The sequence below is a fragment of the Streptomyces sp. NPDC044984 genome (genome assembly GCF_040646935.1).
In the GTDB taxonomy this organism is placed as follows: Bacteria; Actinomycetota; Actinomycetes; order Streptomycetales; family Streptomycetaceae; genus Streptomyces.
This window is the reverse complement of the sequence record NZ_JBEZBE010000028.1, coordinates 1-11,665: the sequence shown is the minus strand read 5'-3', so window position 1 is coordinate 11,665 and position 11,665 is coordinate 1. Positions and strand designations below refer to the sequence as shown.

Sequence of the window (11,665 nt, the reverse complement as noted above, 5' to 3'; positions counted from 1 at the left end):
CCGTGTTCGCGGGTGCGGGCTCGTCACCACCGTGCCCCGCATACGTGAGCCCGCCGCCCCGGCCACCGGTCACCGCCTGTCCCGGGGGCGCGCGACCCGTGGCGTTCGGGTGCCGGGCAGGGGCCCCGGGCCGGTACGGGCCGGTCACGGGCGGCATCGGGGCCGGTCCCGCCCGGCCCCGCCCGACCCCCGATCACCGCTTCCCGGCCCGGGGGATCAGCCGCGGTTCAGCTCGAACCACACCACCTTGCCCGTGCTCAGCCGGGTCGCGCCCCAGCGCCGGGCCAGCCGGTTCACCAGGTACAGCCCGCGCCCGCCCTCGTCCGTGGCGCGCGCCTGCCGCAGCCGCGGCAGCTGCGGCACGTCGTCGCCGACCTCGCAGCGCAGCACGTCGGTGCGCAGCAGCCGCAGCGTGACCGGCCGCGTGGCGTACCGCACGGCGTTGGTCACCACCTCGCTGACGAGCAGCTCCACCGAGTCGCTCAGCTCCTCCAGACCCCAGCGGGACAGGGCGCGCCGGGCCAGCCGGCGGGCCCGGCCGGGGGCCGCGTCCTCCGGCTCCAGGAACCAGTACGCCACGTCGCTCGGCGCGATCCCGTCGAAGCGGGCGGCGAGCAGCGCGATGTCGTCGTCCCGGTCGCCCGGACCGAGCATGTCGAGCACCTCGTCGCACAGCGCCTCAAGGGGCGGCGGATGATCGGGCCCGGTCAGCTGCGCGGTCGCGGCGAGCTTCTCCCGCAGCTGCTCGATGCCGGTCCACACGTCCCGCAGCCGGGACTCCACCAGGCCGTCGGTGTACAGCAGCAGGGTCGCCCCGGCGGGCGCGTCCAGCTCCACGGCCTCGAAGTCCACCCCGCCCACACCGATCGGCGCGCCCGCCGGCACCCGCAGCACCTCGGCCCGGCCGCCCAGCTCCAGCAGGACGGGCGGCGGATGACCGGCGTTGGCGATGGTGATGCGGTGCGACACCGGGTCGTACACCGCGTACAGGCAGGTCGCCATGCGGTCCACGCCGAGCCGCTGCGCCTGTTCGTCGAGGTGGTGCAGCACCTCCTGCGGGGGCAGGTCGAGCCCGGCCAGGGTCTGCGCGGTGGTGCGCAACTGGCCCATGATCGCCGCCGACGTCATGGAGTGCCCCATCACGTCACCGACCACCAGCGCGACCCGGCTGCCCGGCAGCGGGATGGCGTCGTACCAGTCGCCGCCGACCCGCGCGGTCTCCGCGGCCGGCAGGTACCGGGACGCCAGCCGCACGCCGGTGCAGCGCGGCAGGTGCTCCGGCAGCATCGTGCGCTGCAGCTCGTCCGCGATGTACGCCTCCCGCCCGTACAGCACCGCCTTGTCGATGCCCAGCGCGCTGTGCGTGGCCAACTGCGCGGCGACCAGCAGGTCGTCGGCCTCGAACGGGATGCGCTCCGGACGGCGCAGGAACAGCGCCGCGCCGATCACCCGCCGCCGGCCGCGCAGCGGCGCGAGGATCGCCCGCTGCCCGTCCGGCACGGCCGACGCGCCCTCCTCGCCGAGGAGTTCGGGCAGCGCGGCGCGGGCCGCGGGCGCGTCCGTGAACACCGGCCGTACGCCGCGCAGCACCTCGGCGAGCGCGCTGCCGGGCCGTACGGTGCACAGCTCCGCGCCGAGCGAGTCCAGCTCGGACGGCTCCGGCGGGGCGACCGGTGTGAACCCGCCCTCGGTGTCCCGCTCGGCCGGGATCCGGTCGGTGCGGCGCAGCCGCAGCACCAGCGGACCGGTGGGCCGCTCGTCGCCGACCGGCAACGGATCGCGCAGGTAGACCAGGATGGCGTCGGAGAAGGTGGGCACGGTGGCCCGGCACAGCCCCATCACGATCTCGTCCAGGTCGATGCCGCGGGCGATCCGCCGGGTCGCGGCGCCGACGAACCGCAGCCGGTCCCCGTCCCGGCGCATCGGCGTGGGCCGGCCGGGCTGGGCGACCTGCCCGGTGCGCCGCTCCTTGCCGTCGGGACCCACGGCCGGCTGCACCGGGATGCCCTCGGGCGCGGGACGCGGCCGGTGCGTGTCCGGCCCGGCGCCCTGCCCGGCACCCGGCTGCGAGTGCTCGGAGCCCGGATCCGGCACCGGGTCCTGGCCCGTGTCCCCGGGCGTCACCGTGCCCGGCGACCCCGGGGACGCGGCCCCGGACGCGGGAGGCTCACCGCCGGAGCGGCTCTGAACGGGTAAGGCGGGCCCCGTGCCCGGCACACGCGCCGGTGTCGGGGTACGCAGGAGCGCCCCGCGGGGATCCGTGGGGTCGACGCCCGGCTGCGGGCGTTCGAAAGAGGTCGGCTGCTCCGTCACGCGTGTCGAGTCCATCCGTCCGGCGCACGCCGTGCGCGCGGTTCGTCCCGCCGAAACTCCGATACCCGGAATACGTGCCCCCGGAACGGATTTTCCGCGTGGTCAGAGGTTGTTCCTGTGCCGTTGGCCGGCCGTTCCCGGCCGGCACCGGTGTTTCCGTACCCCTCGCTCACGTCCTGCCGCCCCTCGGTGACGATCGGTCAAGCCCGGTGCGCGCTCCGGTGGTTGCTGCCCCGCACCCTTGCGGAGGACGATCCTACGTTTCCCGCCCGGGGGTGCAGCAAGGGTCTCACGAGGACACATGCGCGGGAGTGCGGTCCCAGTCCTGTGGCAGTGACGGTACCGTCCACGACGGGTCCGGGCGCCAGTTCTCCCACCCGTCCGCGAACGGCGGCCCCCAGGCCTCGATCACCTCCGTCGCGGCCCGCCCGGCCGCCCGCACCCTCCCGGCCAGCGCGGAGTCCACCAGGCCGTCCCGCCGGGCCTGGTCGAACTCGTCCTCGTCGCGCCAGTGCCGGCTCCGGTCCGGGTGCACGGAGATGTCCAGGAAATGGTCCTCGGAGTCCACTCCGCCCGCCCAACGGACCAGCGGCTCCTCCAGGTTCACGTACCAGTTCTTGAACCGCCAGCCCGGGTCCCAGAACAGCCACACCGACCAGGGCTCGCCGGGCCGGGCCAGCTTCAGCACACCGGTGCCGAACCAGCGGTCCCGCTGCACCGTGCGCGGCTTGGTGTACCGGGTGCCGAGCGGTTCCTGGTGCACGGGAGTGCCGTCGGCGAGCACCGGCTTCACGCACTCGGTGCCGGGCGCCAGCCACACCGCGAGCAGCTCCGGGCCGTCGCGCACGACCGTGACGGGGCGCGCGATGTGAATGCGCGCGCCACCGTTCTCCCGGTACCGCCACAGGATCTGTGTCCCGGGCGCCCAGAATCCCGCCGTCCCGCCCGCTTCCCCGCGCATCGTCGCTCCGCCCTCCGCCATGGCCAGATAGTAGGTGCCGTACGCGTACGACGCTGCGGCCCCCGTCACGGTTCACGCCCGGCGCGCGAGGCTTTACGGGCGCGTCATCCGCAGGACGTCCAGCGCCTCGTCGAGCTGTTCCACGGTGAGGTCGCCGCGTTCGACGTAACCGCCCTCCAGGACCACCTGCCGGATCGTCTTCCGCTCGGCCAGGGACTTCTTGGCGACCTTGGCGGCCTCCTCGTAGCCGATGTACTTGTTGAGCGGGGTGACCACCGACGGCGAGGACTCGGCGTACTCCCGGGCCCGTTCGCGGTGCGCGACGATCCCGTCGACCGTGCGGTCGGCGAGCAGCCGGGAGACGTTCGCGAGCAGCCGCACCGACTCCAGGACGTTCTTCGCGATGACCGGCAGCATCACGTTGAGTTCGAAGTTGCCGGAGGCGCCCGCGGCGGCGACGGTCGCGTCGTTGCCGGTCACCTGCGCGCAGACCATGAGCACGGCCTCCGGGACGACCGGGTTGACCTTGCCGGGCATGATCGAGGAGCCGGGCTGGAGGTCGGGCAGGCTGATCTCCGCGAGGCCGGTGCGCGGTCCGGAGGACATCCACCGCAGATCGTTGGCGATCTTCGTCAGCCCGACGGCGATCGTGCGCAGCTGCCCGCTGGTCTCCACGATGCCGTCCCGGGCGCCCTGCGCCTCGAAGTGGTCGCGGGCCTCAGTCAGCGGCAGCCCGGTCGCGCGGGCGACCTCCTCGATGACGGCGGCGGAGAACCCCGGCGGGGTGTTGATGCCGGTGCCGACGGCGGTCCCGCCCAGCGGCAGCTCGGCGAGGCGCGGCAGGGAGGCGTTCAGCCGCTCGATCCCGTACCGCACCTGGGCCGCGTACCCGCCGAACTCCTGGCCCAGCGTCACCGGTGTGGCGTCCATCAGGTGGGTCCGCCCGGACTTCACCACGTCGGCGAACTCCCCGGCCTTGCGCTCCAGGGACGCGGCGAGGCGGTCGAGCGCCGGGATCAGGTCGCGGGTGACGGCGGCGGTGGCGGCGATGTGGATCGACGAGGGGAAGACGTCGTTGGACGACTGCGAGGCGTTGACGTGGTCGTTGGGGTGCACGTCCCGGCCCAGACGCTCGGCGGCGAGCGTCGCGAGGACCTCGTTGGTGTTCATGTTGGACGAGGTCCCGGACCCGGTCTGGAACACGTCCACCGGGAAGTGCTCGTCCCACCGGCCCTCGGCGACCTCGCCTGCGGCCTCCTGGATCGCCTCGGCGATGTCCTCGTCCAGCACCCCGAGCCGGGCGTTCACCCTGGCCGCGGCGCCCTTGATGCGGGCGAGGGCCTCGATGTGGGCGCGTTCCAGGCGCTGCCCGGAGACCGGGAAGTTCTCCACGGCGCGCTGGGTCTGCGCGCGCCACTTGGCGTCGGCCGGTACCTTCACCTCCCCCATGGAGTCGTGCTCGACGCGGTAGTGCCGGTCGTCGTCCGTGGTCGTCATCGTCGTACCTCCGAGGATGCACAGCAGTGGTGTCCGACGAGCGTATTCCCGGACGGCCGCCGCCCCGCCGCAGGAGGAGCGCGGCGGGGCGGCGGTTCCGTGGGGGGAGGTCAGCCGCTTTGGAGGGTGACGTCGTCCAGGAGGAAGCTCGTCTGCAGGGAGGAGTCCTCACTGCCGGTGAACGTCAGGGTCACCGTCTGCCCGGCGTACGCCGACAGGTCGACCGAGCGCTGCACGTAGCCGCTGCCGGCGTTGGCGTTGGACAGGGTGGCGAGCGTGGTGCCGCCGGCCCTGACGGTGAACCTGTCGTACACGGTCGAGCCGGACTCGTCGGTGTCGATGTGCAGCCAGTAGCTCAGCGACGCCCGGGAGCACCCGGCCGGCACGGTCACCGTCTGGCTGATCGACTCGGTGCTCGTGGACCCGTTCCCCGAGAGCCAGGCGAACCGGCTCCCGCTGTGGGCCGACTGGCCCGTGTGGGCGCCGATGGCCCCGGTGGTCCCGGTCCACGGCGAGGTGCCGCTCTCGAACCCGCCGTTGGCGACGGCGCCTGCGGTGTCGCAGTCACCGCCGCCGGTGCCGGTGTCCACGGCCCGCTGCCAGAGCGTGTACGCGATGCCGTCGGACGCGCGGTCCAGGCCGGTGGTGTTGATGTTGGTGAGGGTGTCGCAGGAGGAGTGGTAGCAGGGGTCGTACGCCCTGCTCGCGGTGCCGCCCCACTTGGCGGCCTGCGCGGAGGTCTTGCGGGCGCTGGCGCCCATCGCGTAGCCCGAGGTGGGGATGGAGTACTGCTCGAAGGAGTAGTCGTCGCTGCGCCCCGCGCCCTCGGTGTTCTCCTCGGGCTGGAGCCCGAGGGAGTCCCAGTACGCCTTCATCGGCGCGGCGGCCGAGGAGGTGATGTGGTTGATGAAGTAGCCGCCGTTGGTGGAGGCGATCATGTCGAAGTTGTAGTACGCCTTGATCTTCGCGCGCTCGGTGGACGGCAGTGAACGGACGTAGAAGTCGGACCCGTTGAGGCCCTGTTCCTCGTCGGTCCACCAGGCGAAGCGGACCCGGTTGCGCATGGTCGGGTTCTGCTGGGCGAGCGTCAGGGCGTTCTCGAGCAGGGCGGCGGAGCCGGAGCCGTTGTCGTTCATGCCGGGCCCGGCGGAGACGCCGTCGAGGTGGGCGCCGAACATGTACACGTTGTTCGCGTCGCCCTTGGGCCACTCGGCGATCAGGTTGGGCCCGGCCCCGCTGGTGCAGCCGGAGGTGCACGGCTGCTCGGTGACGGTGTATCCGGCGGCTTGCAGCTTGCCCTTCACATAGGTGACGGAGTCGCGGTAACCCTGGCCGGTGGAGCGGCGGTTGCCGCCGTTCCGGCCGGCGATGGCGCTCAGTTCATTGAGGTGCGCCTTCACCTTGTTGACGTCGACGTCGGGCGCGGCACTGAGGGTGGTGTCCGCGGTGTGTACGGAGTCGGCGGCCACGGCGGGGAGTGTTCCGCAGCCGAGCACGACGGCGAGCGAGACGCCCGCCACGGCGAGTCTTCGTTTCACCTGGTCTCCTCCGGGAGGTGGCCGTGGGGTGGGCCACACGGGACTGACATGGCATGAGCATGTCGGAGTGGCGAGAAGACTCACAGTGATGGTTGGGCCAGTCAACGGAACGGGCAGGGCTGAGGCTTGATTGTCCGAAAGAAGTACACGGGGTCCGCTATCCGGACAGCAGTGATCCGCCCCGCCACCCCCTCCCGTCCTGACCAGGGGCGCTGCCCCGGACCCCCGCTCCTCAGACGCCGGAGAGGCTGAAATCAGTCCGTCCGGCGTCTGAGGACGAGGCCCGCGCGGGGTCGAAAGGGAGCTGGGGCGCAGCCCTCGAGAGGGGACGGGAAGGGGCGGCGGGGGCGGAAACCCACTCCCGCCGCACCGGAGGGGCTACGCCAGCCCGGGCCCCCGCACCGGAATCGACGTGAACGTCGGCTGCTGCGGCGAAGGATCCTGGAAGAAGTCGTTCCCCTTGTCGTCGACCACGATGAACGCGGGGAAGTCCTCCACCTCGATCCTCCACACCGCCTCCATCCCGAGCTCCTCGTACTCGACGACCTCGACCTTCTTGATGCAGTCCTGCGCGAGCCGGGCCGCCGGTCCGCCGATCGACCCCAGGTAGAACCCGCCGTGCGCGTCGCACGCGTCGGTCACCTGCTTGCTCCGGTTCCCCTTCGCCAGCATCACCTTGGACCCGCCGGCCGCCTGGAACTGCTCCACGTACGAGTCCATGCGCCCGGCCGTCGTCGGCCCGAAGGACCCCGACGCGTACCCCTCCGGCGTCTTCGCGGGCCCCGCGTAGTACACCGGGTGGTCCTTCAGGTACTGCGGCATCTCCTCACCCGCGTCCAGCCGCTCCTTGATCTTGGCGTGCGCGATGTCGCGCGCCACGACCAGCGGTCCGGTCAGCGAGAGCCGGGTCTTGACCGGGTACTTGGTCAGCTCGGCGAGGATCTCGTCCATCGGCTGGTTGAGATCGATCCTGACGACGTCGCCCTCCGACTCGAGCTGCTCGTCCGTCGTCTCCGGAAGGAAGCGCGCCGGGTCGGTCTCCAGCTGCTCCAGGAACACGCCCTCGGCGGTGATCTTCGCGACCGCCTGGCGGTCGGCGGAGCAGGAGACGGCGATCGCGACCGGGCACGACGCCCCGTGCCGGGGCAGCCGCACCACCCGCACGTCGTGGCAGAAGTACTTGCCCCCGAACTGCGCCCCGATCCCGATCTTCTGCGTCAGCTCGAAGACCTTCTCCTCCAGCTCCCTGTCCCGGAAGCCGTGCCCGAGCGGCGACCCCTCGGAGGGGATCTCGTCCAGGTAGTGCGCGGAGGCGTACTTCGCGGTCTTCAGCGCGTACTCGGCCGACGTGCCGCCGACGACGATCGCCAGGTGGTACGGCGGACAGGCGGCCGTGCCCAGCGAACGGATCTTCTCCTCCAGGAACTTCATCATGGAGGCCTCGTTCAGGACCGCCTTGGTCTCCTGGTAGAGGAACGACTTGTTGGCCGACCCGCCGCCCTTGGCCATGAACAGGAACTTGTACGCGCCGCCGTCCGTCGCGTACAGCTCGATCTGCGCGGGGAGGTTGGAACCGGTGTTCTTCTCCTCCCACATGGTGAGCGGAGCCATCTGCGAGTAGCGCAGGTTCAGGTTCTGGTACGCGTCGTAGATGCCCCGGGACAGGGCCTCCTCGTCACGCCCCTCCGTCAGCACGTTCTGCCCGCGCTTGCCCATGACGATCGCCGTACCGGTGTCCTGGCACATCGGCAGCACGCCCGCCGCCGCGATGTTCGCGTTCTTCAGCAGGTCGAGCGCCACGAACTTGTCGTTGCCCGACGCCTCGGGGTCGTCGATGATGCGGCGCAGCTGCGCCAGGTGGGCCGAGCGCAGATAGTGCTGGATGTCGTGGACGGCCTCCTCGGCGAGCTTGCGCAGCGCCTCCGGCTCCACCTTGAGGAACGTCCGCCCGTCGGCCTCGAAGGTGGAGACACCTTCGGAGGTCACCAGCCGGTAGGGGGTGGTGTCCTCCCCCATGGGGAGCAGATCGGCGTACTCGAACTCAGGCATCTCGCCCATTCCTCACTCGACAGACGGCCGCCCGCCGACGTTGGCGGGCGCCCCCAGCGTAGGACCTGCTCCTCGTGGCGGACTTGTGAGGTTGTCCTCAGTTGTCCCCACCGAGGGGTAGTCGCGATCTATCGCGTTTCGGTACGCTGGTGCCGTGGACCTTCAGAAGCACGCCCAGCAGCCGGACACGGCACCGCGGACGGCCGAGCTGCGCGCCTCCGACGCCGACCGGGACCGTATCGCCGACCTCCTGCGCGAGGCCCTCGCAGAGGGCCGCCTCACCGCCGACGAGCACGCGGAGCGCGTCGAGGGCGTGCTGGCCGCCAAGACGGTGGGGGAGCTGGAGGTGTTCATCCAGGACCTGCCGATAGCCCACCAACGGCGCGCGGCACACGCCTCCGTCCCCAGCCGCCCCACCGCGGGCGCGATCCCGATGGACCCCGACGACAACGTGGTCGCGGTGTTCAGCGCCGCCACCCGCAAGGGCCGCTGGCGCACCGGCCGCCGCATTCACGCGTACGCGATCTTCGGCAGCGTCGAGATCGACCTCAGCGAGGCGCTGTTCGACCACCAGCAGGTCATGATCAAGGCGTTCTCCGTGTTCGGCAGCGTCGAGATCCGCGTCCCGGAGAACGTGTCGCTGCGCGGCATGGGCGGCGGCGTGCTCGGCGCCTTCGAGGTGGACACGCTCGACGCGACCGACGACGAGGCCCCGGTGGTCTACGTCGACGGCTGGGCGGTGCTGGGCAGCGTCGAGGCGCGGCCCAAGCGCGGCAAGCTCGTGGCGGACATCCTCGACCGGGTGCAGCGCACGGTCGACAGGAGCATGCGCAAACACCTGGGCCACTGACGTACGGATCGGAACTCAGTGCATAGGCGCGCGCACATCGGGTAAGCCTTGCTGCATCGTGTCTCGCTTGCGAAGCCGTCGTCAGGAGTAGACCGTGCTGCAACCGCCGCATTCGTCCCTGCAGATAGCCGCTGTTCCGGCCCAGCGAGCGACAGCGCGGGACAGGGACCAGGACGCCCCCTGGCACACCGAGGCGGTGTGCCGGCGCGACGAGGCGGGGCTGTTCTTCGCACCCTCGAAGGAACCCACCGCCGCCCGGCTCTCCCGCGAGGAGGCGGCCAAGCGCGTCTGCGCCCGCTGCCCGGTGATGGTCGAGTGCCGCGAGCACGCCCTGCTCCAGCCCGAGCCCTACGGCGTCTGGGGCGGCCTCACCGCCGCCGAACGCCGCGTGGTCCTGGCCCGCCGCAGGCGCCGCGAGATGGAACTGAAGAAGACCCCCCGCCCGGGCCGCATCGCGGCGGCGGGCTGACACGAACACGCGCAACGAGCAAGGCGCCCCCTCCGCACAGGGGGCGCCTTCTCACACCGGCCGGGGGCGGCTCACCTCAGGGGCGCGGGCTGCGACACATGCGGCTCCGCCGCGTGGGCGCGACCAGCCGCAGCGCACCCGCACTCACCTACGCGCCGCAGGCCCCCGCACCGAAGTGACGTTTCACTTGGCCCGGTCGAAGTCGATCGCGCTGTAAGCCCGCAGCTTGCTGAGCCGGTGCTCGGAGTCGATCCTCCGCACCGTCCCCGACTTGGACCGCATCACGATGGAATCGGTCGTGGCCGTCTCCGACCGGTACCGCACCCCGCGCAGCAGCTCACCGTCGGTGATGCCCGTCGCCACGAAGAACACGTTGTCCCCGGTGACCAGGTCCTCCGTGGTCAGTACCCGGTCGAGGTCGTGCCCCGCGTCGACCGCCCGCTGCCGCTCCTCGTCGTCCTTGGGCCACAGCTTGCCCTGGATGGTCCCGCCCAGGCACTTCACCGCGCAGGCCGAGATGATGCCCTCGGGGGTGCCGCCGACGCCGAGCAGCAGGTCGATGCCGGTGCCCTCGCGCAGCGCGAGGATGGAGCCGGCCACGTCGCCGTCGGAGATCAGCTTGATGCGCGCCCCGGTCTCCCGGATCTCCTTGATGATGCCCTCGTGCCGCGGCCGGTCGAGGATCACCACGGTGACGTCCTCGGGGGTGGCCCGCTTGGCCTTGGCGACCCGGCGGATGTTCACGTTCACCGGCGCGTCGATGTCGACGAAGTCGGCGGCCTCCGGCCCGGTGACCAGCTTGTCCATGTAGAACACGGCCGACGGGTCGAACATCGAGCCGCGCTCGGCGGCCGCCAGCACCGCGATGGCGTTCGACATGCCCTTGGCGGTCAGCGTCGTGCCGTCGATCGGGTCGACGGCGATGTCGCACTCCGGGCCGGTCCCGTCGCCCACGCGCTCCCCGTTGAAGAGCATCGGGGCCTCGTCCTTCTCGCCCTCGCCGATGACGACGACGCCGTTCATCGAGACGGTGGAGACGAGGGTGCGCATGGCGCGCACCGCGGCACCGTCGGCGCCGTTCTTGTCACCGCGCCCTACCCAGCGGCCCGCGGCCATCGCCGCGGCCTCGGTGACCCGTACGAGCTCCAGGGCGAGGTTGCGGTCGGGGGCCTCGGAGGGGACATCGAGCTCGGACGGCAGGTGATGGTGTTCGGTCATCGGAGCGCACCTTTCTGTACGACGACGGCCGGATGAGGGTGTGGGGCACGACTCTATCGCCAGTCCGACAAAATGAGCAGGGCCCCCCACGGATGAGCGCATCGGGCACCTGCGACGATAGGGGGCGTGGCAGGAACGAGCAGCGTGCAGAAAACGGCCCGGGACATGATCCTCTCCCTGGCGCTCATCATGCTCGTCGCGGGAGTGGTCTGGCTGTTCATCCCGCACGAGGACGGTGAACCCGACATCAAGCGGGTCGACTACCGGGTCGACCTGCTCACGGCCCGCCGGGCCGCCTCCTACCCCGTGGCCGCGCCCGAGGGGCTGCCCGAGACGTGGAAGCCCACCTCCGTCCGCTACCGGGGCGCCGAGTCCGAGGCCTGGCACCTCGGCTTCCACGCCCCCGACGGGGAGTACGTGGCGGTCGAGCAGTCCACGGGCAAGCGGTCGGAGTTCATCGAGGACAGGACGCAGGGCGCCGCGAAGACGGAGGCCACGCAGCGGATCGACGGCGAGACCTGGACGCGCTACGAGGGCGACCACTACGACGCGCTGGTGCTGGAGGGCACCGAGGGCTCGACCACGGTGGTGACGGGCACGGCGTCGTTCGGGCAGCTGGCGAGGATGGCCGGGGCGCTGCGCACGGAGTGAGGAAGACGCACAGGGGCGGGCCCCGTCGGATCGGCCGATCCGAGGCGTCGAGATGCTCCCGCATCGCGCGCAGGCAGTCGATCTGCTTCTCCTGCTCGGGCAGTGAGAAGAACGTGTTG

At 71.7% G+C, this 11,665-nt stretch carries 9 protein-coding genes; 3 read left to right on the top strand and 6 right to left on the bottom strand.

Features of this window, described 5'->3' with window-relative positions:
- Positions 1-216 precede the first annotated feature (216 nt).
- The 5 genes from AB0A94_RS27160 to AB0A94_RS27140 all read right to left on the bottom strand — a co-directional run bounded on the left by AB0A94_RS27160 (position 217) and on the right by AB0A94_RS27140 (position 8,367).
- On the bottom strand, positions 217-2,328 hold the full coding sequence (locus AB0A94_RS27160; protein ID WP_361748508.1) for a SpoIIE family protein phosphatase: 2,112 nt from the start codon (positions 2,326-2,328) through the stop codon (positions 217-219).
- Between the two features lie 274 nt (positions 2,329-2,602).
- Positions 2,603-3,274, bottom strand: a complete 672-nt coding sequence (locus tag AB0A94_RS27155; RefSeq protein ID WP_361748605.1) for a DUF402 domain-containing protein — start codon at positions 3,272-3,274, stop codon at positions 2,603-2,605.
- Positions 3,275-3,367: 93 nt separating this feature from the next.
- A complete protein-coding gene (locus AB0A94_RS27150) occupies positions 3,368-4,771 on the bottom strand; it encodes a class II fumarate hydratase (RefSeq protein WP_361748506.1) in 1,404 nt (467 codons plus the stop codon).
- Positions 4,772-4,881: 110 nt separating this feature from the next.
- Entirely contained in the window at positions 4,882-6,309 is a 1,428-nt protein-coding gene (locus AB0A94_RS27145; RefSeq protein WP_361748504.1) for a M20/M25/M40 family metallo-hydrolase, read from the bottom strand.
- Positions 6,310-6,687: 378 nt separating this feature from the next.
- A complete protein-coding gene (locus AB0A94_RS27140) occupies positions 6,688-8,367 on the bottom strand; it encodes a fumarate hydratase (RefSeq protein ID WP_361748502.1) in 1,680 nt (559 codons plus the stop codon).
- 145 nt (positions 8,368-8,512) lie between these two features.
- Here AB0A94_RS27140 and AB0A94_RS27135 point away from each other — a divergent pair, with 145 nt between their 5' ends.
- Both AB0A94_RS27135 and AB0A94_RS27130 read left to right on the top strand, forming a co-directional pair.
- Positions 8,513-9,208 (top strand): DUF1707 domain-containing protein, encoded by a 696-nt coding sequence (locus AB0A94_RS27135; RefSeq protein ID WP_361748500.1) that lies wholly within the window; start codon positions 8,513-8,515, stop codon positions 9,206-9,208.
- A gap of 94 nt (positions 9,209-9,302) precedes the next feature.
- Complete coding sequence (locus AB0A94_RS27130; protein WP_361748498.1) at positions 9,303-9,677, top strand: WhiB family transcriptional regulator; 375 nt, start codon at positions 9,303-9,305, stop codon at positions 9,675-9,677.
- A 183-nt stretch (positions 9,678-9,860) separates the two neighbouring features.
- On the opposite strand, the gene glpX is transcribed toward AB0A94_RS27130, so the two are convergent.
- A complete protein-coding gene (gene glpX, locus AB0A94_RS27125; RefSeq protein ID WP_361748496.1) occupies positions 9,861-10,895 on the bottom strand; it encodes a class II fructose-bisphosphatase in 1,035 nt (344 codons plus the stop codon).
- Positions 10,896-11,021: 126 nt separating this feature from the next.
- Between glpX and AB0A94_RS27120 the strand changes: the two genes are divergently transcribed.
- Positions 11,022-11,546 (top strand): DUF4245 domain-containing protein, encoded by a 525-nt coding sequence (locus tag AB0A94_RS27120; RefSeq protein ID WP_361748494.1) that lies wholly within the window; start codon positions 11,022-11,024, stop codon positions 11,544-11,546.
- Positions 11,547-11,665 lie beyond the last annotated feature (119 nt).

Coding starts and splice junctions, on each gene's coding strand:
- AB0A94_RS27155 (WP_361748605.1), bottom strand. CDS start 3,274: ATGCGCGGGGAAGCGGGCGGGACGGCGGGATTCTGGGCGCCCGGGACA.
- AB0A94_RS27150 (WP_361748506.1), bottom strand. CDS start 4,771: ATGACGACCACGGACGACGACCGGCACTACCGCGTCGAGCACGACTCC.
- AB0A94_RS27160 (WP_361748508.1), bottom strand. CDS start 2,328: ATGGACTCGACACGCGTGACGGAGCAGCCGACCTCTTTCGAACGCCCG.
- AB0A94_RS27140 (WP_361748502.1), bottom strand. CDS start 8,367: ATGGGCGAGATGCCTGAGTTCGAGTACGCCGATCTGCTCCCCATGGGG.
- glpX (WP_361748496.1), bottom strand. CDS start 10,895: ATGACCGAACACCATCACCTGCCGTCCGAGCTCGATGTCCCCTCCGAG.